The sequence below is a fragment of the Lutibacter sp. B1 genome (assembly GCF_012524075.1).
Lineage (GTDB): Bacteria > Bacteroidota > Bacteroidia > Flavobacteriales > Flavobacteriaceae > Lutibacter.
This window is the reverse complement of record NZ_JAAZUI010000017.1, coordinates 35213-59898: the sequence shown is the minus strand read 5'-3', so window position 1 is coordinate 59898 and position 24686 is coordinate 35213. Positions and strand designations below refer to the sequence as shown.

Sequence of the window (24686 nt, the reverse complement as noted above, 5' to 3'; positions counted from 1 at the left end):
TTTTTTAATTTAAAATTTGAAATATTCTTTTGCATTGTTATAACTAATATCGGAAACCATTTTACCAATCCACTCCATATCGTTTGGTAATTCTCCTCTTTTAATTTCATCACCTAAAAGATTACACAACACTCTTCTAAAATATTCATGTCGAGGAAAGGATAAAAAACTTCTTGAATCGGTTAACATTCCAATAAAACAACTTATAAGCCCCATATTTGAGAGCGCATTTATTTGTTTTGTCATCCCGTCTTTTTGGTCTAAAAACCACCAACCAGATCCATATTGTACTTTTCCTTTTATACTTCCATCATTAAAATTGCCTATCATAGTTGCCATAACTTCATTATCAGCAGGATTCAAATTATATAGAATGGTTTTGGTTAATTTATCTTTGCTATCTAAGGTATTTAAAAATTTTGATAGCTTTTGAGCTTGAGAATAATCTCCAATTGAATCCCATCCTGTATCAGGTCCTAAAACTCTTAACATACGTTCATTATTATTTCTCAAAGCTCCTAAATGGAATTGTTGCACCCACTCAAATTCGTGATAAGTTTCTGATAAAAATAATAAAATAGCACTTTGAAACTTAAGTGCCTCCTTATTACTTACTTCTTGATTGTTTCTTTTCTTTTTAAATATCAAATTTACTTCATTTTCAGTAAAATTTTCGAAATAGATTTGGTCCAATCCATGATCACAAAGTTTACAACCATTTTTATCAAAAAATTCAATTCTGCTTTTTAAAGCATCGCATAAATCTTGGTAAGAGTTAATAGAAATATCAGCCGCATTTTCAAGCAAATCAATATAACTATTATAACCTTCATTATTGATATAAATCGCTTTATCCGGTCTAAAAGCTGTGCTTACTTTAATACTGAGATTACTTTTAGCTATTTTTTGATGATGTTCTAAGTTGTCTATTGGATCTTCTGTAGTACATACAACTTCCACATTTACTTTATGAAGTAAATTTTGGCAACTGTATGCATTTGTATTTAATTTTTCTTTTGTTTCTTGATAAATTCTCTCTGCCGAATTTTCATTCAACAATTCATGAATATCAAAATATCTCGCCAACTCTAAATGTGTCCAATGATACAATGGATTTCTCATTGTATATGGAACCGTTTTAGCCCAATTTTTAAATTTATCTTCATCTGAAGCTCCACCGGTAATAAACTCTTCATTTACACCTAGTGTTCTCATTGCACGCCATTTATAATGATCACCATTTATCCAAACATTTGTGATATTACTAAAAATTGTATCATCAGCAATTTGTTGTGGAGGTAAATGGTTGTGGTAATCTATTATTGGCTGTTGTTTAGCATAGTTATGATACAATTCTTCTGCAAATTTATTTTCCAGCAAAAAATTATCATATATAAATTTCGTACTCATTTTACTTTATTTCTAATAAAATTATTTTTCATTTAATGGCTTTCCAATTGTTGCTAAGATACCGCCATCTACATAAACAATTTGTCCGTTTACAAAATTGCTCGCTTCAGAAGCTAAAAATATAGCAGTTCCTGCCAAATCTTCGGGATTTCCCCAACGACCCGATGGTGTTCTGTTAATAATAAATTCGTTAAAAGGATTTCCATCAACACGTATAGGCTCCGTTTGTGCTGTTGCAAAATATCCCGGTCCAATACCGTTAACTTGAATATTGTATTTCGCCCATTCTGTTGCTAAATTTCTGGTAAGCATTTTTAAACCACCTTTAGCAGCAGCGTAAGCACTTACATTATCTCTCCCAAGTTCACTCATCATTGAGCAAATATTGATGATTTTTCCTCCTCCACGTTCAATCATTCTTTTACCAATTAATTGAGACATTATAAAAGCACCAACTAAATCTACATCTACAACTCTTCTAAAATCAGAAACGGACATATTTACTGCAAGTTCCCTTTTTATAATTCCCGCATTATTTACAAGAATATGAATTTCCCCTTCATTTTTTTCAATGTTTTCAACTTGTTCAGCTGCTAATTCTTCATCAGTAATATCAAAAATATAACCTGAAGCTTTATAGCCTTTATTTTTATAGTAAGTTAAGGCTTCCTCTAATTTTTTAGGAGTTGTACTTGTTATAACAAGTTCGGCTCCTGCACTTGCCAAACCTTCCGCCATTGCCAAGCCTAAACCATGAGTTCCTCCTGTTATTAAAGCTCTTTTGTTTTTTAAATTGAATAAATTCATTGGTTTTATTTTAATTCGTTTGGTGCACAAACATCCATATCTCCATAATCTAAATTTTCACCGGCCATTCCCCAAATAAAGGAATAATTTGACGTTCCTGCGCCAGAATGGATAGACCATTCAGGTGATAATACAGCCTGATTATTTTCCATAAAAATATGTCGGGTGTTTTGTGGCTCTCCCATAAAATGACTTATTGTTTGTCCTTCTTCTAAATCAAAATAGAAATAAGCTTCCATACGTCTGTTATGTGTATGCGCAGGCATTGTATTCCAAATATTACCAGGTAACAACTCGGTAAGACCCATTTGAAGCTGACAGGTTTCAACAATACTATTTACAATCAGCTTATTTAAAACTCTTTTGTTAGCATTTTTTTGGTCACCTAACTGAATTACTTCAGCATCATTTAATCCAACTTTTTTTGTTGGATATTTTTTATGTGCCGGAGCAGAATTGACATAAAATAAAGGTTGTTCTCCATTAATACCAGAAAAAATTACTTCTTTACAGCCTTGACCTACGTAAAGTGCTTCTTTTTTTTGCAATTCATACTTTTTACCATCAACGCTTACAACACCTTTTCCACCAACGTTAATAATTCCCAATTCTCTTCTATCTAAAAAATTCTCAGACTTTAAATAAGGAATGGTTTCCAATTTCAAATCTTCATTAACCGGCATAATTCCGCCTACAATATACCTATCGTACATTGAATACGTTAAATTGATTTGATCTTCAACGAATAGCTTTTCAATTAAAAAATGTTCTCGTAATTCTGTTGTCCCATATTTTTGTGCATCTATGGGATTTGAAGCGTATCTGAAATTATAATTTATCATAATAAAGTTGTAATTGTAATCGATTACACAAATATAATATAAATTATTTTAATTCCTATTTTGATTACATTATCTTTTTAAATTAAAGGCAATATTTTCTAATTTATGATTAGAATTCTTATTTTTAATCATAAATTAGAAAAATAATTCAAACTAAATATAAATTATCATTTTACCATCAATAAGCCCTCTTTAGCCGAATTATCTTTAGGGCGATTCAGCAACACTTTTTGAAACAAAATTTTTGCATCTTTTTTATTTCCTAACCGTAAATTTGTCCAACCATACATTAACAAACCATCATAATCAAAAGGATACAAATCTACAATTTGTTTAAAATAGGTTATCGCCTTATCAAACTGACCACGATTGTAATAAATTGTTCCCAAATAATACATTGCTCGAGTATTATGGCTTGAATTGGTTAAAATTTGATTGTATACAGTTACTACTTCATCCCATTTCCCTAATGCAGATAACGGAAAAGTATAACCAAACTTTGGCTCATCGGCATAAGGCATTAATTCAATTGATTTTTTATAAAAAGCAATAGACTCGTTAAAATTACCTGCCATATAATTTAACCAACCTAAGCGTAAATTGGTTTCGTAAGAGTTTTCTTGATAAACAGATTTTAACTGATCTACTGCCGATACATAATTACCTTTCATTTCAAACTCGTAGCTTTTACTAAATGCATCTTGTAAATTTTCAAAAGGAATTTGGGCATTTGCTAAATTTCCCATCAAAAATATTCCAATAAAAATTAGTTTTTTTATAGTCTCCATGTGATACCTCCTATTATATTATTTTGATTGAATTTGTATTTTTTTGTAGAAATTAAATAATCTGCCGTTACGTAATTATCTTCCATTTCCATATAAGAATATCCAACTTTAATGATGGCTTTTTTTAGATAAACCTGTAATATAGCCCCATATTCATTAGTAGTTGTAGCAGATTGATTGTAAATTAACGAACCATTGTTTGAATTAAAATTATGCATATCTCCAAAGTTTCCAAAACCAGTGATGTTAAAATCTTTTGTTCCTGCTGAAATTCCTCCTGAAAAAATAAAACGAGAATCGGAATTGGAATTTTTACTTTCATTTTGATATTGTACCGATGCAAATGGCACAAAATAAGTGCTTCCTAAAGGATAAATTGAAATGGTATAACCGACCTGAAATTGATCGGCATCATTTAAATTTGAATAAGAAACATTTACTGTATTTCTTGTAAAATACATTGCTTTGGTAATTGAAGCTCCAAAAACATAATCGGTATAATTTTCTTCATCATATTTATATCTAACTCCACTTCCGTTTCCATTGCCATTTCCAACTGTTGTTTGAGTGGTTAAATCATCGTAACTGCCAAAAATTAAATCTAAATACATATCTAAATACCACTTATTTCCAAGGGCGAAAGTAGCATCAGCATAATATCTTATTTCCTCTCCTTCGTACGAAGTATTTTCAACTTCACCTGCTGAATTAAGTTGATAATTGGATTCTATAGGCATATAGGTAACCCTATGATACAAATTGATTCCTTTTGATAAAGGATGATTTAAACCTAAAGTGTATAACTGATACTTATCCGGAAAATAACGTGATTCGCCATCATCAGAATAGCCAACAGATGTCAACATATCATCATAATCGCTGTTATTTGTTGCTACAAATCCAACATCAATGGCAGAAACTACAGGCAATTTTAATTTTACGGAATCTTTAACCGTTTGTGCCATTTTTTGATAAAACAACTGTGATTCTAAATTCAATCCGCTATACACATAAGCCCAATATAAATACTCTTGCACAAAAATATCACTTGGGTTTACAGCATAAGCTTCTTCAAACATTTTAACGGCACTTAACATTTTTTCTACTTTAAAATAAGCAACTCCCATTCTTACTTTAAGGTAATAAAAATCAATTCCGGCTTGTTGAGATTTTTTCCCTAAATCTATAACCGATTTCCAATCTTGTTTTAAATAGAAGCTGTACGATGTACTGTCGACTTGTTTAAATGACAACTGGGTTTCTTGTGCATGTACTGTAATTACTAACAGCAATAACAATACTATTATTCTATTTTTTCCCATCTTAATTTAATTTTATTATTTCTTTTTAAACTACATTGCATTTCAATACTTCTATCTTTACCAATAACTATATTTGCTGAAAAAAGTTTTTGTTCTTTTTTACCTAAAATTTCTGATTCCAAATTTATTTCTGAAGGATTAAATATTTGTGTGATTTCCTTGTATTTGAGTATGTAATTTCCTTTTAAAAATATTCCAAAAGGCACTAAAAAATCTTGAATTGTAAGCAACGGAAAACTGTATAAATGATGTATAGGAAAACGTGTTTCTACCACCAAATTTGAACTTTCGCTTAAAATAACTTTGAAAAAAGAGCTGTAAAAATAAAATAGCGGACTTTTTTTTGAACCTACATAATTTAAAGCGGAAAAAGTTTTTCCATTATTTTCATAATACAATTTTGCTCCGGTTTTTATACAATTTAAATAGGACTGATTGTAAGCATTAACCTCATTTCTAATTAAATAAGAAGTTTCTTCTTCTTCATTTACCAACTTATACAACATAAATTCATCTCCGGGATTCCATAAAAAAGCATCATTCAATAATTGCGAAGTTGAAATGTTTGCAATACATTCATTTTCTTTCGGAATTCCTTTCGGAATAAATTCAAATTGAGACGTATCTGATCTAAAATATTCAAAAAGCGGCCAAAAAATTGTTTGGCTGCCTATAGCTTGAGTTGATTGTATTTGAAAATGAAGATGTGGATATGGTGAACGCCCTGAATTACCACACTTACCAATAAATTGCCCTTCTGTAACAACTTCTCCAACCGAAACTTTTATAGTACCTTTTTTTAAATGACTTAATTTGGAATACAAATACTCTTCGTGTTTAATTACAACTGTATTACCCCAATTTTGAAGTGTATTGGCTATACCAATTTCATTATCATCAACAGTATCAACTACTTCAACTATTGTTCCCTGAGCAGGAGCAACTATGGGTTTGTCAAAACAAAAATAATCACCGGTTAAGTTTCCTTCATTTGCATATTCTTTATTTGAAGATGAATCTTTAATAACAAAATCCCATGCGTATTTAAAAAAATCTTTATGAGTATGCTCCCCTTTATGACCCTGACTTACTGTCCATTCACCCATAAATGGCAATCTTATTGGTATGGTATAAGCTCCATATTTTTTTACCGGCTGACTATGATATAAATACGCATTAATTTCCGGATTTTTTTGTTGAATTCCAGTTAAAATTGGCGGATGTATTTGGTTATAACGTATTTTAAATGCATACAACATTCCAATCACTATTAAATTGAAAGGCAATGCAAAAACCGACAATTCAAATAATGCAAACAGTCGGTCAGAACCAATAGTGGTAACTACCAAAACAGGAATTAAAACAATACTCCATAAAAATGATTGCCTAGATGGTATTAAATAATACCCTCCAATAGCAATTGCCGACAAAATAAAGTTGAAGCCGTAATACGTATAATTTAAAGAGCCGGTATAAATTCCTAAAAAAGAATAAAACCAAAAAGCTATCAAAAAACCTACTACAGAAAAAAGAAAATGCACTCTTGAATGCAATAATAATCCTATAGCAATAAGTAATCCTGCCAATAAATTAAATTGAAAAAAAATGGCTCCCAACGACAAAAAATAAGTACCTACAACCGTGTTTAAAAACAATTTGTTAAGTCCATCAACCAAAATAACCAACCAACCTCCTCCAAGTTTAAAAAACATATTTGAAGGATATATAACCTCTGTATTTAAACTAATATCGGTAAATGATTGAAACGACAAAAGCAACAACCACATAGACAAAATAAAAGGAAAACTTAAAAAAGGTAAACCGTATTTTGTAAAAATGCCCATTATTAAAATGGTTGTAAAAAAAGCTACAACAGCACCAATTTCAACCAAAAAAAAAGCTTCTATACCCGGCGAAAAATAAGTACCAACACCTAAACCTACCAATAAAGCATTAAAACTAAAAAATCCTTTTCGAGTAGTTTCCGGTGAATAACCAAAAACCTCAGCTAAAATTACAGCAGTTAAAACAGCCAATAAACCGTTTAAGCCGGTCCACCAATTGATAAAACTTACTATAATTAAAATAGCCGCCAACAGCTTATTTTCACTGAAAAAAATTTGAGGATAGCTGTTTAAAATAGCTTCAACTATAAAATAACCCTTTGTTAATACTTTATTTTTCATGTATTTAGGTTAACCAAATATTTTGATATAACATTAGTTTTTTAATTCTGCCTTTTCAAGAAGGTGTTTCGGAACAATTTCTTGTTTACGAAAAACTTCTTTATCTTCTCCTTTACGTATTAAATGTAACTTCCCTTTTTCATCAATCAAAACCACATTTGGACGATAGGTTATAAACTGCATCCACTGAGTCATGGTATAAGCACCAACTCTTTTTATAACAAATCTGTCATCTTTATTCAACAATGGAAAATCTATATTTTTTCTAATCACGTCAATATTCATACATAACGGTCCGTACATAGTTGTTGGCTCTGATTGAAAGCTGGATTCGTTTACAGGATGAATTTCATAATCGTACCAAAAGGCGGTAAACATAATATTTACACCAACATCTAAAACCATTGCTCGGTGTCCGTCAGCCAATCGTTTATTAGCCAAAACGGTTCCTGCCAACCAACCGGCTTCATCAATTAAAGCCCTGCCGGTTTCTAAAATTAGTGTTGGCACTTCATTATTTGGGAAGTTTACTGAAGTTAGTGCTGTTGTTATGGCATGTGCGTAATCATCAAAACTTGGTGTAGTATCGGTAGCAGGTAAATAGGCTCCTTGCAATGTGTTTTGTGAAGCAAAACCTCCTCCAACATCAATATATTTAATAGTTGTTTTAAAACGTTCAAAAGTTTTATTGGCCAAAGATGCCAATTTTTCAATAGCAATTGCATACGCTTTAGACACTGTTATATATGTACCAATATGAGTATGCAAACCTATTAAATCTATTTTAGAATTGGTTAAAATGCGATTAATGGCATTCCACGCCTCTCCGTTTTCATAATTAAAACCAAACCTGTCCCACTGCGGATAAATGCCGGTATCCATATTAACTCGTATGGCAACTTGCGGACGTTCATTTAACTCATCAGTTAATTGAATAATTGTATATAATTCATCAAAATGATCAATATGAATTAACGATTTATTTTGAATGGCCTTTACTAAATCATTTTTACTTTTATCAGGTCCGTTAAAAATAATTTTATTGCAGGGAACATGGTTTGCCAATGCTTTTTCGTATTCAAAACCAGAAACCACTTCGGCCCAAGAACCTTCGCTATGAAAAATTCTGCAAACTGCGTCTAAATAGTTGGTTTTATATGACCATGCAAACTGAACTTTAGGATATCGGTTTGAAAATGCCCTGTAAGCCGATTTGTATGTGTCTCTTATTGTTTTTTCTGAAAGAATAAAAACAGGCGAACCATAGCTATCAATTATATCATCAATTAAAACATTATCAATCGTATTTATTGGACGTATTCTTTTCATACTTCCAAACTTATTTGGCATTCCTTCTACAACTTTGCGCAATATTGGACGCTCATATATTTTTTTATTCATAATTACACGTTTTTACAATTCACCAAAAATTACAATCTTTTCAAAATCACTGATATCACCTATCAAATCCCAAGAATAGCGAATAAACATTACTCCATTTTTATAAGTATTAATCGGTTTTACAGTTTCTCCCATAGCAAGTTTACAAAGCATTTCAGGAATATTTTGACCTGCTCCAACAGCCAAGTACACCCAAGCAGGAATACGAGGATTTATTTCGATAAGATAATACTCACCATCTTCTGTCTTAATCATTTCAAGCTCCATTCCTCCTCTCCATTTTGTAGATTTTATAATATGCCTTGTAATTTCAAGCATACGCTCATCTTCAATAGTAATACCTCCCCATGCTTTGCCTTTATCGGTAATATATTGCTTTCGCATAGGAACTGCTGCAACAGTATTGCCTTCTCCATCACCTAAAGCAATAACATTAACTTCGGTACCGTAAATTGATTGTTGAATAACTACCGGAAGTCCCCACTTTGCCGATAGTTTATTGAAATAATATTTTGCCTGACTGCTATCAGTTACCTTAAAAGCCTCATAAAATTTACCTTTAATCCAATACGGAAAAACTAAAGGTTTTGGTAAATCGTTTAAATCTTTAATACTGGTAAGTGCTATACTTTCAGGTACTTTAATGTCGTATTTTTCAGCAAATTCGGGTAAGTTGGATTTGTGGCGTTCTTCAAACTGTTCTAAAGTTGGCAAAAATGTACGAATGCCCATTTTTTTTAACTCATCATCAAACTTTATGAATAAATACAATTCAGAATCAAAATTTGGAATAACAACATCGATCTTTTCTTTAGAATGAATATACGAAAGACGCTCTAAAAAAGCTTCGCTTCCTGTTGAAGGATACGGCATTAAATAAGTTTTATCTACCAATCCGGGCATATAAATTCCGGGCTCCAAATTCTCGTACGCCAAACCTATAATTCGTACATCTAAATTAGAATCTTTAATTCCTCTAATTACAGGAACTCCGGGTCCCGGACTGTCAATATTATTAAGTCCGGTAACAGCAATTGTAAGTTTTTTATTCATAATTAGACCATATTCTCACGCTTTAACAAGTCTAAAAACTCATCCAAGTCGCGTGAAGCTGTTAATTTATCAATCTCAAACTCTCGGGTAATCTCAGTAATAATTTCATTTGTAGATTTATTCTCTTTTAAAAGATGAATAATATGCAGGCCTAATTCATTAGTTGTAAACGATTCTCCCGTAGATGGTTTGAATATGAATCCGTTATCACTAATTGCAAGTGAGTTTAATTTGCTCATTTCTACTAATTTTATGTTTATATTAGACTATAGTCTATATAAAAGGTTTAAAAAAACACCTCTGCAAACTATCAATACAAAACTTGAACGATACGTTTTGCAAAAATCTGTAAATCAGTATTTTAATAATAATTTATACTAAATTTACGTTATTATAGTATCGAGAAATGTATCAATTATTACATATAAAAGTTAGTAGTATCAATTCAACTTAAAAAATATGAAATCGTATATTTAAACAGTTTTAAACTAAAATTTCAATTAAATTTATTTAAAATTATTCAATTAACACTACGTTAAATGATTTACTTTCTTTAGCTTAACAATAAAAATCACTATATTTGATAGGCAAGCTATATTGGTTTAACTGCTTAATTCCATATTAATTATAGTGATGAAACCCTTTCAATTTTATAACAAGATTAAAAACTTTTTTATTGAAATAGGTGAACTGGCTTATTTTGCCGGCAGATTTTTTAAAGAGTTTTTTACAAGACCATTTGAGTTTAAAGAACTTTTGCGCCAGTGTTATACTATGGGAAATCGATCTTTAATTTTAGTTGGTGTAACCGGTTTTATTTTAGGTTTGGTTTTTTCACTTCAAACCAGACCAACTTTAATGAAATTTGGTGCAGAATCGTGGATGCCGTCAATGGTTAGTATTTCAATTATTAGAGAATTAGGGCCTGTTATTTTTGCTCTGATTTGTGCGGGCAAAATAAGTTCAGGAATTGGCGCTGAACTAGGTTCAATGAGAGTAACCGAACAAATTGATGCAATGGAAGTATCCGGCACTAATCCTTTTAAATATTTAGTGGTTACCCGAATTTTAGCTGCTACTTTAATGCTTCCTTTACTCATTATTTTTGGAGACGCCATCGCTTTATTCGGTTCTGCTTTAGTTGAAAATTTAAGAGGAGATGTATCCTTTCAGTTATATTTTATCAAGGTTTTTAAAGCTTTACATTTTTCAGATATAATTCCTGCTACTGTAAAATCTTTTTTCTTTGGATTTGCTATTGGTTTAGTTGGGTGCTTTAAAGGTTATAATTGTGAAAAAGGTACTGTTGGCGTTGGTGAAGCTTCAAATTCGGCAGTAGTATATACCTCAATGCTCCTTTTTATAATTGATTTTATTGCTGTATTTGTTTCTGATATTTTATTTGAAATTTAATAATGGAAAAAACAACAAACATATCGCCAATTATTGAAATTAAAGATTTGAAAAAAAGCTTTATAAATAATCATGTGCTTAATGGTTTCTCAATGCAATTGAACAAAGGTGAAAGTTTAGTTATCATGGGGAAATCCGGATCTGGAAAATCTGTTATGATCAGATGTTTGATAGGTTTAATGCAGCCAGACAGCGGTATTGTTAAAATAATGAACAAAAATATTGTTAACTTAGAACGAAATGACCTTGATAATTTGAGAACTGAAATTGGGTTTCTTTTTCAAGGTAGTGCCTTGTACGATTCTATGACTGTTCGTGAAAATTTAGAATTTCCATTACGCAAAAAAAAATTAAGTGCTAAAGAGAAAGAAACATTGGTAAGTGATGCTTTAGAAAGTGTTGGGTTACCGGAAACAGTAAATTTGATACCTAACGAACTTTCCGGAGGAATGAAAAGAAGAGTTGCGCTTGCAAGAGCCATTATTTTAAAACCTAAAATTATTATTTATGATGAACCAACAACCGGATTGGACCCAATAACTTCAAAAGAAATTACTCAACTAATGAAAGAAATTCAGCTTAAATACGGTACTTCATCATTAGTAATTACACATGATATTGACTGTGCCAGAGTAATTTCGGACAGAATGATTTTATTAATTGACGGCATAAATTATAAAGAAGGAACTTTTAAAGAGTTATCTTCTTCAAATGATAAAAGAATACAAGCATTCTTTAAATAATAAACTTATGAAAAACTCTAATTTACAAAAATTTTACCTTGGAATATTTGTTATTGTAAGCACCGTTTTATTAATTACAGCTTTATATTTTATTGGAAACAAACAAAATATTTTTGGAAAGACCTTTAAAATAAGCGCTGTTTTTAATAATGTAAATGGTTTATTATTAGGTAATAATGTTAGATATTCCGGTATAAATGTAGGTACTGTAAAAAATATTGTTATGATTAACGACACTACTATTTGTGTTGATATGGTTTTAGAAGATAAAATTTTAAAACACCTAAAAAAGAATGCTGTAGCTACAATAGGTTCCGATGGTTTGGTTGGAAGCATGATTATTAATATAATACCTGCAAAAGGAGAATCAGAATTATTAGTATCGGGAGATACCATAATGTCTTATAGTAAAATTACTACTAACGATATACTTACTACTTTAAATACAACCAATGAAAATGCTGCATTATTAACATCCGATTTGCTAAAAATTACAACAGCCATAAATCAAGGACAAGGAACTTTAGGAATGTTAATTACTGATAATGAATTGGCTTTAAGCCTAAAACAAACTGTTTTAAATTTAAATAAATCAAGTGCAGAGATTTCAACTACTATAAAAGAATTGAACAATATCATTAAATCAATTAATTATGATGAAAGTTTAGCCGCAGTTTTTTTAAGCGACTCTATTTCAGCAAATAAAATGAAATCTGTAATTAACAATCTTAACAATTCCAGCAAAAATATTGATTCTGTAATTGCCAATTATAATGCAATTGCTTTGGATATTAAAAATGGAGAAGGAACTTTAAATTATTTGGTAAACGATTCTACTTTAGTAAATAATATTGATGAAACTGTTAAAAATATTAAAGAAGGCAGTATACGCTTAAACGAAGATTTGGAAGCTTTAAAACATAATTTTTTATTTAGAAAGTATTTTAAAAAGCTTGAAAGACAAAAGAAAAAAGAAGAAAGGAAGAAAGAAAACAATTAAATTAAAAATATTTTTACTTGTTCTTTATAATTTTTGAGTAATTTAAATGTCTCTATTTCAGTCTGTTTTTTATGTTTTATCAAAGTTCAAATATTTTTGATACGCTTTTTGAAGCCATTCCTGAAGGTGCTATTATTATTGATAAAAAACATACCATTGTTGCTGCAAATTTTTCTGCCGAAAAAATGTTTGGTTATAAAAAGGGAGAATTGAATTTTAAAGATTTAACCGTTTTAATTCCAAAAAAATACCAAGAAAAATATGAAAAACATTTTACCTTTTTTTTAAACAATCAAAAATTAAGAAGAAAAAGAAATGGATTAACCCTTTTTGGAATCACAAAAACTAAAAAGATTTTTCCTACTCAAATAAGCTTAAATCCTTTCAGTATTAATAAAAAAACTTATGCTATTGCTTTAATAGCCGATATTTCTGCCAGAAAAGAAACTGAAAAAAAAATAGAGCAGTTACACTCTCAACTTGAAAAAAAAATACAATTGAGAACCTTTGAATTAAAAAACACCATTAAACAATTAAAAGAACTGAATTTCAACTATAAAAAAGAAATTGTAAAAAGAGTTGAAGCCGAAAATAAGATAAAAGTAGCCTTAAAAAAAGAAATTGAACTTAATGAACTTAAAACAAAATTTCTTTCACTTGTTTCTCATGAATTTAAAACACCGCTCAGTGGCATTTTAACATCAACTTTTTTATTAAAAAAATATCAATCTGGTGATCAACAAGATAAAAGAGATAAACACATAAAAACTATTAACGACAAAGTTGTTTATTTAAACAATATTTTAAACGATTTTTTATCGATTGAGCGATTAGATTCCAATAAACTGAATTACAAGTACACAACCTTTAATTTAAGTAAAATTATAAATGAAGTTGTTTACAATTCTAACATGCTTTTAAAAAGCGGACAAAGAATAACTATTCCTAAAGATACAGATAGTTACATACTTCATCAGGATGAGAAAATACTAGAACTGGCACTTTCTAATTTAATACACAATGCCATAAAATATTCACCCGAAAATACCGATATTAACTTAGAGTTATATACTAAAAATAAAAACATCGTTTTTAAAGTTATTGATAAAGGTATTGGAATACCGGAAAAAGATCAAAAATTTGTATTTAACCGATATTTTAGAGCTGAAAACGTATTAAATACTCAAGGAACCGGTATTGGACTTAATATTGTAAAGTCACATTTAGAAAATATTGGCGGTTCAATAAGTTTTACAAGTAAAGAAAACAAAGGTTCTGTTTTTACCATTGAATTACCCTTAAAAAGCGAGCAATGAAAACAATTTTATTAATTGAAGACGATACAGTAGTAAGAGAAAATATTGCTGAACTTTTAGAATTAGCAAATTATAAGGTTTTTACTGCTTCAAATGGTAAAATTGGCGTTATTGAAGCTAAAAAACATTTACCCGATATTATTATTTGTGATATTATGATGCCTGAATTAAATGGTTATGGGGTTTTACAAGTATTGTCTAAAGAAGAAACTACAAAAAAAATTCCTTTTATATTTCTTTCAGCAAAAACAGAACATAAAGATATTCGAAAAGGTATGAATTTAGGTGCTGATGATTACATTACCAAACCTTTTGACGAATCGGAATTATATAGCGCAATTGAAAGTCGTTTAGCTAAAATTGAAATTCTTAAAGATAATTTAGAGAAAGAAGAAGCTGAAAACAATGATTCTCCTGAAAATCAAATAAAATCGTTAGATCATTTAAAAAAATATTTTTCCGAAAAAGTTGAAATTTTTTCATTTAAAACAGGTGAAATTATATATCGTAAAGGCGATAATTCCAATTACGTTTATTTAATTCAAAAAGGAGTTGTAAAAACATATAAAATGGATGAACATGGTAAAGAATTGATAACCGGTTTACATAAAGAAAATGATTTTTTTGGTTTCACTTCCTTTATCCGAAATATACCACATTCTGAGCATGCAGCAGCTATAGAAAATACTCAGGTTTTAAGACTCATCAAAAGAGAGTTTAAACATATTTTACAAAAAAACCACGAAATTACTATTGAATTAATTGATTATTTATCTGATAATGTTTCGGAAATTAAAGAGCATTTAATTCAAATGGCTTATAGTTCGGTAAGAAAAAAAACTGCCGATACCATACTTCAATTCACCGAAAAAATTCAAAAACAAACCAAAGAAAATATTCAAATTTCACGAAGCGATTTAGCTAGTATAGCAGGTATAGCTACCGAAACTTTTATTAGAACTCTCTCCGATTTGAAAAAAGATGGAATTATTGATATTGATGGCAGAAATATTAAAATTGTTAATATTGAGAAGCTAAAAAAAGTTACCTAAAAACAAAGGTCATTTTAAACCTCTCAATTGATATATATCATTTTAAAAAATATATATACACACTATATTCGATAGTAATAAAAACCTGAAAATCAAATGAAAACAATTTTAATTCCAACAGACTTTTCAAAAAATTCGTGGAATGCAATAAAATACGCTTTGAATTTTTTTAAAAATATAGATTGCGATTTTTACATTTTGCATGTAACCGTAATTTCTTATTATGCTGATGCAGAAGTTTCGTTAGTTCCATCAGATGAAGTAATTGAAAAAACCATTTTGGACCAAGCTAAAACAGAGTTACAAAAACTGGTTAAAAGAATTAAAAATATAACACAAAACCCTAATCATAATTTTTATACAATATCAGACTATAATTTTTTTATAGAATCGGTAAAAGAACAAATTGAAGAAAAAAATATAGATCTAATAGTTATGGGAACTAAAGGAGCGTCTGGTATAAAAGAAGTTATTGTAGGTAGTAATACAGGCGATTTAATAACCAAAGTTAAATGCCCTGTTTTAATTATTCCTGAAAATGCTTCATTTATTACACCAACAGAAATAGCTTTCCCAACAGATTATAATATATTTTATCCACCTAAAATTTTAAATGATATTACAGATATCTGTAAAATGTACAATTCAACCATTAGAATACTTCATATAGCCAGAAAAGACGAAACATTAACCGATTTTCAACTTCAAAATAAAGAATTTTTAAATATTTATTTTATGGATGAAAAACACAGTTTTCATAGAGTAACCAGTAAAAAAGTAGAAAATGGCATACAATGTTTTATAGAAAGCAGAAATGTAAATATGATAATTATGGTAGCTAAAAACTTAAATCTTTTCCAAAGAATTTTATTTAAACCAACTGTTGAAGAAATTAGCTATCATACAGATATCCCTTTTTTAGTATTGCATGAATAATTAAACTATAATTATGGAAGATACTTCTACGTTTTTAGCGAAATTTTGGGGATGGTACTTAATAATTTTCTTTTTTGTACTAAGTTTAAATCCTAAAAGAATAGTACAAATTATGAAAGATTTATACGATCAAAAGTTTGTTATTATTTTTTCCTCTTTAGCAATTATTTTGGGTCTTTTAAACATTTTGCTTCACAATGTTTGGAAAAACAGTTGGATACTAATTATTACGCTTATTGGTTGGGTTTCACTTATTATTGGTTTAGCACTATTTATATTTCCTAAAAAAACAATTAAATGGTTGAACTATATTAATGTGAAATTTGTTCAAATTATTTATTTATTGCTTTTTTTAATAGGTGTTTTTTTACTTAATATGGCTTATAAAATTGTATTATATTAAAAAATAAAATTAGTTACAAAAAAGCAACTTTCCTTTTTAATATTGATTGTTATCACATCAACTGATAACAATCATATCCATAGCTGAGACATATCATTTCACAATCAATAATTAGCATATAATTTTACTCTACAAATTTAAAGTTCATTGATTTAATAGATTTCAAAAATATCTTCAGCATAAATCTGTATTGTTAGTTTTAATAATACAGATACTTTTAAAAAGTTTAGGTATTGTTAAATCAAAGGTAATTTTAGTATTATTTTAGAAATAAAAGTGATAGAAAAATTATTTGAAGTAATAGAGCAATCTTAATCTTTTTAAAAGAGGAAACAGGAAGTTAAGGCTTCCTGTTTCTATTAAATTAAAAAGTGTTATTTATTAGGTAACACTAAATTTGAAGAGATGAAACGGAAAATCTAAGTGAATATGGTTTTTTGTATTGTTTTAATTTAGAAATAATATAAAAAATTGTTTGAAAGTTGTAGATCAAACTTAATCTCTTCAAAAGGAAACAGGGAAGCTTTTGCTTCCCTGTTTCTATTTTAAAACATCATATTTAATCATTATAAAACTATTTTAAATGTATTATTTCACAAAAACGCTAAAGAATATCACATTTTACGAAGCTATTGAAAAAGTTACTCACGACCTTAAAAGTGAAGGCTTTGGAGTACTAACAACTATAGATTTAAAATCTACATTTAAAAATAAACTTGATGTAGATTTTTATAACTACACAATTTTAGGAGCTTGCAACCCACAATTTGCCTATAAAGCTTTAACTGCCGAAGATAAAATTGGAACAATGCTTCCTTGTAATGTGATTGTTCAAGAAAAAGAGTTTGGAAAAATTGAAATTTCGGCTGTTAATCCTATAGCATCTATGCAGGCAGTTAAAAATAAATCTTTATCAACTATTGCAATTAACGTAAGTAATAAGTTAAAAAAAGTTATTGATAATTTATAATGTTCGTATTTTTTTATAAAACAACTTAATTATGATCCAATGAAATCTAAAATAAAAAAAGATTGGCATAACAGAGATAAAAGTATTGATGAAATCCATCACGAATCAATGGAGTGGATATCAGAAATTGATTTTATTAGTGATGAAATACGTTTTTTAAATAATTTATTAAGTTCTAATTATATTGATTGTTTAGATGCCGGTTTAACTAAAAAAACAACTATTTTTTTAAAAAAATTGGATGAATACAAAAAAATAGGTAAAACTCTACATGAACTAATAAATAAACACGAAACTATTTTAGCTAATTTAATTGAAACAAATAGTGTAACCAGCAACATAAACTATTTAAAAACTCATAAAAACTTAGATAATGAAGTTTATAATTATTTTAAAAAATATAAACGTCTTAAAAAGCAAATTTTTGAAGTAGTAGAAAATAGAATAAAAAAGAAAGATCAAAAAAAATTGATATAAATCCGTTTTTAAGGTAAAATATAAACTAAAAAAATTGAGAGTCTATCTAGTAAATTAAGCAAGTTATAAATTAAATCTATTAAGATTAATTATGAGTTCTACTAAATTCAATTTAAAAAAATGAAAACCTATATATTTTCAAAAAGATATAAAATTAACAATAATTAATAATATAGTTTGTAAAAAAAGTTTCTATACTTTTAGTGGTTAATTTTGAGTTTTTTTTATTTCTTAAGAAATAACAACTAGATGTTTCAATTTCTATATGCTCAAACTTATTAGGGTTAAAATATCTTTTTACATATGTTCCATAAGTATTGAATCTCTTTGTTTTTATAACAGTTCCATCCTGATTTATTCTATTTTTATTTTTTTTGGGGTTTAGTTCTTTTAGTGTAGGTGCTCCCATAAAACCAAATGAAGCCATTTTATTATTTGAATATGTGTCTAAAATAGTTTTAGTAACAGTATTTAAGATCATTAAAAAGTTTCTTGCACCTGATGAGCCTTTACGAATTGAAGGCTTGTTTAACAAACAATATCTATGTTTAGAATCCCTATGATTTTTTTGAAAAAATTTTATAATATATATATCATTTGGATGACATTCTACTTCTACTATATACGCTTGATTGAACCCACATTTAAATGAATATAAATCAGTATAATACACTTCATTATTTTCTTTTCCAACTGATTTACAACTGAACGTATTTTCAAGCAAAATATAAATATATTATATTATAAGCTTAGGTAAGAATATGCCATACAACGGTTAGCTTCAACGTCAGAAGGTGTTAAAACTTTAGCTTTATGAATAACTTTTTTTGTGGATATAGATTGAATTTTACTCACACCAGTAAAAACCTTCTTTGAATTTGAAGACTTTGCTTTGTTTTTGTTAATAAAATTTCCCATCTTTTTTCTTTTTTGTGCAAATGTATGTATAAATATATAAATTATTGTATTAACTAACAAAATATTAACAAAGTATTCACAACATTATATACAGTATATATCTAAAATCATACCAATATACATTTCTTAAAACAATAATTCGATGCTGTGTATTATACAGTTTATTTTCTTGGTATCTATAAGTCGTTATAAAACTTCTTTTATTCAAAATATGCTACTCATTAATTAAAGTGATTATAAGATCTAATTTCTTTAGAAAAAAATATTTTTTAACACATTTCCCCTACATAAATTACACCAAACCCAGTGTTTACTAGATATTTATATTTTATATCTTACTTAAAATTTAACATTCTACATGTCAAAATATTAGATATATTTGGCATATTATTTTTAATCCATTTTATTAATAAATGAAAACAAATCTGTTATATCTTTTTTTTATATTGTGTTTTACAACCAATTTATTGGCTCAAACTGATTTGCCTCTTAAGGTTGACAATTCTAAAATAAAACCTTTAAAAAGTTTAGTTAATCCTAATTTGCAAGCCTACTTAGAAAAAGAATTAATGAACAATCCTGAATGGAAAAATTTAATTAATCAACACAAAATGGCTGTAGGTGTAATAGATTTAAGTGATATAGACAACGTAAAATTTGCTCGTGTAAATGGAAATCAAATGATGTACGCTGCAAGTTTACCTAAAATTGCAATTCTTTTAACCGCAATGGATGCCATTGAAAAAGGTGAACTTATAGAAACTCCTGAAATTAGTAATGACATGAAGCTTATGATTAGCAAATCAGACAATCAAGCTTCAACAAGAATGATTGACAGATTAGGATATGATAAAATTGAAGCTGTAATGCTAGATAAAAAATACCAATTTTATGATAAAGTAAACGGAGGTTTATGGGTTGGCAAAAGATATGGTGGTGGTGGAGATACCAACAGAGAACCTTTAAAAAATTTAAGTCATGCCGCAACAGTTACACAGGTTTGTAAATATTATTATTATTTAGCCACAGGAAAACTCGTAAATCAAAACCGTTCTAAAGAAATGCTTGACATTATGGAAAATCCGGCATTACACCATAAGTTTGTGAACACTTTAGATCAAATTGCTCCTGATGCAAGATTGTTTAGAAAATCAGGATCTTGGAAAAATTTTCATTCAGATTCAGTTTTGGTTTGGGGTAAAGATCCTAAAAGACGTTATATTTTAGTTGCCTTAATTGATGATTCAAATGGAGAACAAATTATAAGAAATTTAGTTAAACCTGTTGAAAAAGTTTTAAAAAGAAGTCAATTATATCTATAAACTTTAAAAATACTTCTATTTTATTTACAAGATAATAATGCATTATTATTGTGAAATAAGTTCTGTTTTTTAATTAAAATTACTTCGTTAAAAAGCCCATAAAAAGGTGAATTCTTTTATAAATTATTATTTGCAATCAATACCAGATTAGCTATCTTTAACACCTAAGGTTTTGTTTTTAAAACCGTTAATAAAAATTCTTTTGGTAAAAATTATAAAAGAAAAACACTCTAAATGTTGGTTATTAATACAATTGAAAAATATATCTTAAAAGTTTTTGATTTAAAAGAAGATGAGCTGCATAAAACCCTTCTATTACAGCTCAACATCTTTTTGTTAATAACAACATTACTAATTGTTAAACCTACAATTACCTCTCTTTTCCTTTCTGAACTGTCATCAGATGCTTTACCGTTAGGATATGTTCTAACAGCTATTATGGCAGTTGTAGGCTCTCATTTTTATAATAAATTTTTAGAAAAATATCCTTTAAATAAAATTATAGAAAATACAATATACGGGGCTATTGTTTCATTAATACTATTTGGTGTTTATTTTAATTTTAACTCTGCGGGCGGTTATATAATGTATATACCTTATGTATGGGTAGCAATTTTTGGTTTATTAACTGCATCTCAATTTTGGATTTTAGCCAATCTTGTATATAATGTTAGAGAAGCAAAACGTGTTTTTGGATTTATTGGTGCAGGAGCAATAGCAGGAGGTATATTTGGAGGTTACCTTACATCAATACTAACAAAAGTTATAAGTACCGAAAACTTGCTTTTTGTTGCTGCAGTATTATTAGCATTTTGTTTACCAATAACAAAATATATATGGAAAAACGAAGTAGTTAAATTAAATACATTTCAAGTATCGCTTCGTACCAATCCAAAAGGAGATTCTCCATTTAAACTCATAAAACAATCAAAATTATTAAGCTTAATAGCCATAGTTATCGGTATTAGTGTTTTAGTTGCAAAACTAATTGATTATCAGTACAGTGATTACGCATCAAGGTTAATTGAAGATCAGGAAAAATTAACTTCTTTCTTTGGTTTTTGGTATTCAACATTAAGTGTAATTTCACTTGTAATTCAATTGTTTTTAACTCAAAAAATTGTGGGCACTTTTGGTGTTGGAAAATCATTGCTTTGGTTACCTTCAGGCATTTTATTGGGTTCTTTTTTACTGCTATTTGTACCTCAACTATGGGTAGTAGTCATTATAAAAATTGTAGATGGAAGTTTAAAACAGTCCGTAAATAAAGCTGCAACCGAGCTTCTTTCAATACCAATACCTATAGATATCAAGAAAAAAACAAAAACTTTTACTGATGTTGTGGTAGACAGCATTGCTACCGGTTTAGCTGGTTTTATACTTATATTTTTTATAAACGGACTTGATATTTCTTCAACTTATATAAGTTTAATAACTATTGCCTTAATTTTAATTTGGCTGTATTTTATATATAAATTACGAAAAGAGTATATCGTATCTTTTAAAGAGTTGTTAGACATTTCACATATTAAAAAGGAAAAATCAGATAAAAAAGAAATTCCCGTTACATCTATAATAGATACTGTTATAAAAGTTTTCTCTAATGGTTCTGAAGGACAAATTTTATATATGCTTCAAAAAACTTTAGAAGTTAAAGATGAACGCTTTTTTTTCTCAATTAAAAACTTATTAGAACATGAGTCACCTAAAGTACGTTCATTGGCAATAGAAAACCTGTATTTTCTAAAAACTGAAAATTTATGTTCTCAAATAGAATTAATGGTAAACGATAAAGACCAACAAGTTACAACAAATGCTTTTAGATATTTATTAAAAAAATATGATAGTGATATTGTTGATCTTTTTGATAAGTACATTAATACAAACGACACAACAATAGCTAATGCAGCATTAATTGGGCTATCATTAGAAGTAAGAAATAACGAACTTTTGCAAGATAAATTTAGTTTAAAAAACAGGTTAAATCAAGCGCTACAGCAATGGAATGAACTGAATATTGAAGAGCAAAAAGCAAATAAAATGTTAGCAATTTTAGAAGCCATAGGTAATGCTAAAGTGAAAAATTTTTATACAGTTATTGAGGAGCAAATTTCTTCAAACAATATTAAAATCCAAAATAAAGCCATTTTAAGCGCATCCAAAACACTCGATCAACTGTTTATAAATTTAATTGTAGCTCAACTTTCGGGTAAAGACACCAGAAAATCAGCAATTGAAGCTCTTAGCAATTATGGTGAACCTATAATTGACATTTTAACAACCAAAATTAGAGAAGAATCTATTGATATAGATGATGCCCATTATGCAATTTTAGTAATTGAAAAATTTGCTTCTCAAAAAGCCGTAAATACTTTAATGAAACTAACTGAAGAAACTGAACACTCTATAAAAATTGAAGTTATTGAAGCACTTGGAAGACTTAAATGGAAGTATTCTCATTTACATATTAAAGACCGATTTGTAATTGATAAAATTTTAGATGAATGCCATTTATATCAAAACACTTTATCTGTAATACATTCTCAAATTGTAATTCAATATAAAAAGAAAGATCAAAGCCACGAGACCAAAGAGGAAAATAATGCCAGAAATGGACTTATTCATTTATTGGAACAAAGGCTAGATAGACAATTACAACGAATTTTTAAATTTTTAGGAATTAAATATCCGCCAAACGATATAGAGCCTATTTTTAATTCAATTATAAATGGTCAAGAAGAACAGCGTATACATGCTATTGAATTTTTAGATAATATTTTAGATATTGAACTTAAAAAAGAATTGATCCCAATAGCCGAATCAATAGTAGTTGAGGTTACTTCTGAAGAAAAAATTAAAAAACTAAACCTAAAGGTTTATAGTGAAGCCGAATGCTATAGAACTTTATTAAATCGAAAGGATATAAAGCTGAAACAAGCTGTTCTTTATCTAATAGAAAAAACCAACGATAGTAAGTTTACACCGTTGGTTGAAATGGTTTTAAATGATAAAAATGAAAAGATAAGAAATAAAGCTTCAGAAATACTTAACAAAATCTCATCCTAAATTACTTTCTCAAAACTTTATCAATACTTGATGCTAAAGCCATATGATCTGAAGCTGAGTTTTTTCTCAATACATTAGTCATTAATACAACAATATATTTACAATTATCAGGATGCTCAATTATGGAAACAGAATTCATAAAGTTGTTTACATTTCCCATATATTTACCACAAGCCTCACCTTTTGATCTGTCACATTTATACAAACTACCCGATTTAAAATAAACCGCCGCATCTTTTAAAGCAGGAGATTGTGCATAGCGTATTCTGCGGTCAGTCATATACATCAATCGTTTCATTTCTAAGCTCGATTTTTCGTCAACTACCTTACCTTGTTCTAATTGAATTAAAAATTTCATCAACCCAATAGGAGTTCCAATACTGCCTCCTTTATCACTTACATAAATATTTGCTCCTTTAGTGAAAAAACTACCCAAACGCCATTCATCAGATGTAATTCCTAAATCTCGAAGTGGTAAATTCACAACATCATTACCTAAATCTGTCAATTCTTTTCTTGAAGTATTTTTAAAATAATCATCCGCTTCTTCTTGCGTTAAAGCCGGATATTTTTTTCCAAAAGCAGCCATCAATAACACTTCTCTCCAAACAATACTTGCGGCACCATTATTACTAACAGACATCATATGGTCTGCCCATTCAAACAAGGTAAAAACATCACCGGCAATTACTTGACGTTTTACCAATTTATTGGTTTCAATATTAAAAATTGGAATTGTATGTTCATCCGTTAAACCCCAAGAGCCAGATTTTACTGATTTGTTTTTAAGTAATTCTAAACGCTTCTCAAAAGAATCGGGATAAATTTTAGCTAATTGTGTAAACAAACCATTTAATACTGCTAATTTTCCAACACTTCCCGGTTGATATCCGGCGGTTTCATTTCTTGCAGCATATCGAAGATTATTTACATCAGAAATGTCTAAAACAGTTAATGAATAACTCTTGTCTAAACCTCTAAACAAATTGTTTATTTCTCCATTAAATTTTTCATCTTTCACTAAAAACATAGCTGTGCTATCCTTCTTTTTTGAAAGAAGATTTAAGGAAATCTCATTATAAGATTTTAAAGCACCTGCAGGAAGCGTATTTGCATCTTTAATTTCACCGTTTTTTATACGTTCTAATCGTAATAAACGCTTTATCCCAGTACGAGAATATCCATCAATTGGGTATGGATTTAAACCTGTAAACGCAAAACAAACCGAGATTAAAATAGTGTATAGCAAGTATTTTTTCAT

Annotated in this window: 23 protein-coding genes; 11 read left to right on the top strand and 12 right to left on the bottom strand. The window is 28.7% G+C overall.

Features of this window, described 5'->3' with window-relative positions:
* Window positions 1–9: 9 nt before the first annotated feature.
* The 9 genes from uxaC to HGB55_RS10880 form a co-directional block, all read right to left on the bottom strand.
* Window positions 10–1410 (bottom strand): glucuronate isomerase, encoded by a 1401-nt coding sequence (gene uxaC, locus HGB55_RS10920; RefSeq protein ID WP_168816935.1) that lies wholly within the window; start codon window positions 1408–1410, stop codon window positions 10–12.
* Window positions 1411–1431: 21 nt separating this feature from the next.
* Window positions 1432–2217: a gluconate 5-dehydrogenase gene (locus HGB55_RS10915; RefSeq protein WP_168816934.1), complete on the bottom strand. Its 786-nt coding sequence runs from the start codon at window positions 2215–2217 to the stop codon at window positions 1432–1434.
* 5 nt (window positions 2218–2222) lie between these two features.
* Window positions 2223–3059: a 5-dehydro-4-deoxy-D-glucuronate isomerase gene (gene kduI / locus HGB55_RS10910; RefSeq protein ID WP_168816933.1), complete on the bottom strand. Its 837-nt coding sequence runs from the start codon at window positions 3057–3059 to the stop codon at window positions 2223–2225.
* A gap of 167 nt (window positions 3060–3226) precedes the next feature.
* Entirely contained in the window at window positions 3227–3847 is a 621-nt protein-coding gene (locus HGB55_RS10905; protein WP_211047382.1) for a tetratricopeptide repeat protein, read from the bottom strand.
* The gene (locus HGB55_RS10900) at window positions 3835–5169 is read right to left on the bottom strand and encodes a hypothetical protein (protein ID WP_168816932.1); all 1335 of its coding nucleotides are present in this window, start codon (window positions 5167–5169) and stop codon (window positions 3835–3837) included. Before HGB55_RS10900 ends, HGB55_RS10905 begins: the two co-directional genes overlap by 13 nt.
* The gene (locus HGB55_RS10895) at window positions 5151–7355 is read right to left on the bottom strand and encodes an urea transporter (RefSeq protein WP_168816931.1); all 2205 of its coding nucleotides are present in this window, start codon (window positions 7353–7355) and stop codon (window positions 5151–5153) included. The genes HGB55_RS10900 and HGB55_RS10895 overlap by 19 nt, the downstream gene beginning before the upstream one ends.
* Window positions 7356–7388: 33 nt before the next feature.
* Window positions 7389–8756, bottom strand: a complete 1368-nt coding sequence (locus HGB55_RS10890; protein WP_168816930.1) for a diaminopimelate decarboxylase — start codon at window positions 8754–8756, stop codon at window positions 7389–7391.
* 12 nt (window positions 8757–8768) lie between these two features.
* Complete coding sequence (locus tag HGB55_RS10885) at window positions 8769–9809, bottom strand: ATP-grasp domain-containing protein (RefSeq protein ID WP_168816929.1); 1041 nt, start codon at window positions 9807–9809, stop codon at window positions 8769–8771.
* 2 nt (window positions 9810–9811) lie between these two features.
* Complete coding sequence (locus tag HGB55_RS10880) at window positions 9812–10048, bottom strand: PqqD family protein (RefSeq protein ID WP_168816928.1); 237 nt, start codon at window positions 10046–10048, stop codon at window positions 9812–9814.
* Between the two features lie 394 nt (window positions 10049–10442).
* Between HGB55_RS10880 and HGB55_RS10875 the strand changes: the two genes are divergently transcribed.
* From HGB55_RS10875 to HGB55_RS10835, 9 genes are all read left to right on the top strand, one after another.
* Window positions 10443–11222: an ABC transporter permease gene (locus tag HGB55_RS10875; protein ID WP_168816927.1), complete on the top strand. Its 780-nt coding sequence runs from the start codon at window positions 10443–10445 to the stop codon at window positions 11220–11222.
* A gap of 2 nt (window positions 11223–11224) precedes the next feature.
* Window positions 11225–11965: an ABC transporter ATP-binding protein gene (locus HGB55_RS10870; RefSeq protein WP_168816926.1), complete on the top strand. Its 741-nt coding sequence runs from the start codon at window positions 11225–11227 to the stop codon at window positions 11963–11965.
* Between the two features lie 7 nt (window positions 11966–11972).
* On the top strand, window positions 11973–12965 hold the full coding sequence (locus HGB55_RS10865) for an MlaD family protein (protein WP_168816925.1): 993 nt from the start codon (window positions 11973–11975) through the stop codon (window positions 12963–12965).
* Window positions 12966–13036: 71 nt separating this feature from the next.
* Entirely contained in the window at window positions 13037–14281 is a 1245-nt protein-coding gene (locus HGB55_RS10860) for a PAS domain-containing sensor histidine kinase (RefSeq protein ID WP_168816924.1), read from the top strand.
* Window positions 14278–15333, top strand: coding sequence for a response regulator (locus HGB55_RS10855; RefSeq protein ID WP_168816923.1), 1056 nt, complete (start codon window positions 14278–14280; stop codon window positions 15331–15333). Before HGB55_RS10860 ends, HGB55_RS10855 begins: the two co-directional genes overlap by 4 nt.
* 96 nt (window positions 15334–15429) lie before the next feature.
* Window positions 15430–16269 carry a universal stress protein gene (locus HGB55_RS10850; protein ID WP_168816922.1) on the top strand — a complete coding sequence of 280 codons (840 nt, stop codon included), beginning with the start codon at window positions 15430–15432 and terminating at the stop codon, window positions 16267–16269.
* A 13-nt stretch (window positions 16270–16282) separates the two neighbouring features.
* Window positions 16283–16672, top strand: coding sequence for a hypothetical protein (locus HGB55_RS10845; RefSeq protein WP_168816921.1), 390 nt, complete (start codon window positions 16283–16285; stop codon window positions 16670–16672).
* A 583-nt stretch (window positions 16673–17255) separates the two neighbouring features.
* Entirely contained in the window at window positions 17256–17642 is a 387-nt protein-coding gene (locus HGB55_RS10840) for a DUF302 domain-containing protein (protein WP_168816920.1), read from the top strand.
* Between the two features lie 39 nt (window positions 17643–17681).
* On the top strand, window positions 17682–18119 hold the full coding sequence (locus HGB55_RS10835) for a hypothetical protein (RefSeq protein ID WP_168816919.1): 438 nt from the start codon (window positions 17682–17684) through the stop codon (window positions 18117–18119).
* 154 nt (window positions 18120–18273) lie between these two features.
* On the opposite strand, the gene HGB55_RS10830 is transcribed toward HGB55_RS10835, so the two are convergent.
* Both HGB55_RS10830 and HGB55_RS10825 read right to left on the bottom strand, forming a co-directional pair.
* Window positions 18274–18843 (bottom strand): hypothetical protein, encoded by a 570-nt coding sequence (locus tag HGB55_RS10830; RefSeq protein ID WP_168816918.1) that lies wholly within the window; start codon window positions 18841–18843, stop codon window positions 18274–18276.
* 17 nt (window positions 18844–18860) lie between these two features.
* Entirely contained in the window at window positions 18861–19037 is a 177-nt protein-coding gene (locus HGB55_RS10825) for a hypothetical protein (RefSeq protein ID WP_168816917.1), read from the bottom strand.
* A gap of 413 nt (window positions 19038–19450) precedes the next feature.
* On the opposite strand from HGB55_RS10825, the gene HGB55_RS10820 reads away from it, so the two are divergent.
* Together HGB55_RS10820 and HGB55_RS10815 are read left to right on the top strand one after the other, a co-directional pair.
* The gene (locus HGB55_RS10820; RefSeq protein ID WP_168816916.1) at window positions 19451–20359 is read left to right on the top strand and encodes a serine hydrolase; all 909 of its coding nucleotides are present in this window, start codon (window positions 19451–19453) and stop codon (window positions 20357–20359) included.
* 234 nt (window positions 20360–20593) lie between these two features.
* On the top strand, window positions 20594–23425 hold the full coding sequence (locus HGB55_RS10815) for an Npt1/Npt2 family nucleotide transporter (protein ID WP_168816915.1): 2832 nt from the start codon (window positions 20594–20596) through the stop codon (window positions 23423–23425).
* A 1-nt stretch (window position 23426) separates the two neighbouring features.
* Here the strand turns inward: HGB55_RS10815 and HGB55_RS10810 are convergent, their stop codons facing one another.
* The gene (locus HGB55_RS10810) at window positions 23427–24686 is read right to left on the bottom strand and encodes a serine hydrolase (protein ID WP_168816914.1); all 1260 of its coding nucleotides are present in this window, start codon (window positions 24684–24686) and stop codon (window positions 23427–23429) included.

Bases quoted from the DNA above. Each gene is read 5' to 3' on its own strand.
- uxaC (WP_168816935.1), bottom strand. From the start codon at position 1,410: ATGAGTACGAAATTTATATATGATAATTTTTTGCTGGAAAATAAATTT.
- HGB55_RS10915 (WP_168816934.1), bottom strand. From the start codon at position 2,217: ATGAATTTATTCAATTTAAAAAACAAAAGAGCTTTAATAACAGGAGGA.
- kduI (WP_168816933.1), bottom strand. From the start codon at position 3,059: ATGATAAATTATAATTTCAGATACGCTTCAAATCCCATAGATGCACAA.
- HGB55_RS10905 (WP_211047382.1), bottom strand. From the start codon at position 3,847: ATGGAGACTATAAAAAAACTAATTTTTATTGGAATATTTTTGATGGGA.
- HGB55_RS10900 (WP_168816932.1), bottom strand. From the start codon at position 5,169: ATGGGAAAAAATAGAATAATAGTATTGTTATTGCTGTTAGTAATTACA.
- HGB55_RS10895 (WP_168816931.1), bottom strand. From the start codon at position 7,355: ATGAAAAATAAAGTATTAACAAAGGGTTATTTTATAGTTGAAGCTATT.
- HGB55_RS10890 (WP_168816930.1), bottom strand. From the start codon at position 8,756: ATGAATAAAAAAATATATGAGCGTCCAATATTGCGCAAAGTTGTAGAA.
- HGB55_RS10885 (WP_168816929.1), bottom strand. From the start codon at position 9,809: ATGAATAAAAAACTTACAATTGCTGTTACCGGACTTAATAATATTGAC.
- HGB55_RS10880 (WP_168816928.1), bottom strand. From the start codon at position 10,048: ATGAGCAAATTAAACTCACTTGCAATTAGTGATAACGGATTCATATTC.
- HGB55_RS10875 (WP_168816927.1), top strand. From the start codon at position 10,443: ATGAAACCCTTTCAATTTTATAACAAGATTAAAAACTTTTTTATTGAA.
- HGB55_RS10870 (WP_168816926.1), top strand. From the start codon at position 11,225: ATGGAAAAAACAACAAACATATCGCCAATTATTGAAATTAAAGATTTG.
- HGB55_RS10865 (WP_168816925.1), top strand. From the start codon at position 11,973: ATGAAAAACTCTAATTTACAAAAATTTTACCTTGGAATATTTGTTATT.
- HGB55_RS10860 (WP_168816924.1), top strand. From the start codon at position 13,037: ATGTTTTATCAAAGTTCAAATATTTTTGATACGCTTTTTGAAGCCATT.
- HGB55_RS10855 (WP_168816923.1), top strand. From the start codon at position 14,278: ATGAAAACAATTTTATTAATTGAAGACGATACAGTAGTAAGAGAAAAT.
- HGB55_RS10850 (WP_168816922.1), top strand. From the start codon at position 15,430: ATGAAAACAATTTTAATTCCAACAGACTTTTCAAAAAATTCGTGGAAT.
- HGB55_RS10845 (WP_168816921.1), top strand. From the start codon at position 16,283: ATGGAAGATACTTCTACGTTTTTAGCGAAATTTTGGGGATGGTACTTA.
- HGB55_RS10840 (WP_168816920.1), top strand. From the start codon at position 17,256: ATGTATTATTTCACAAAAACGCTAAAGAATATCACATTTTACGAAGCT.
- HGB55_RS10835 (WP_168816919.1), top strand. From the start codon at position 17,682: ATGAAATCTAAAATAAAAAAAGATTGGCATAACAGAGATAAAAGTATT.
- HGB55_RS10825 (WP_168816917.1), bottom strand. From the start codon at position 19,037: ATGGGAAATTTTATTAACAAAAACAAAGCAAAGTCTTCAAATTCAAAG.
- HGB55_RS10820 (WP_168816916.1), top strand. From the start codon at position 19,451: ATGAAAACAAATCTGTTATATCTTTTTTTTATATTGTGTTTTACAACC.
- HGB55_RS10815 (WP_168816915.1), top strand. From the start codon at position 20,594: ATGTTGGTTATTAATACAATTGAAAAATATATCTTAAAAGTTTTTGAT.
- HGB55_RS10810 (WP_168816914.1), bottom strand. From the start codon at position 24,686: ATGAAAAAATACTTGCTATACACTATTTTAATCTCGGTTTGTTTTGCG.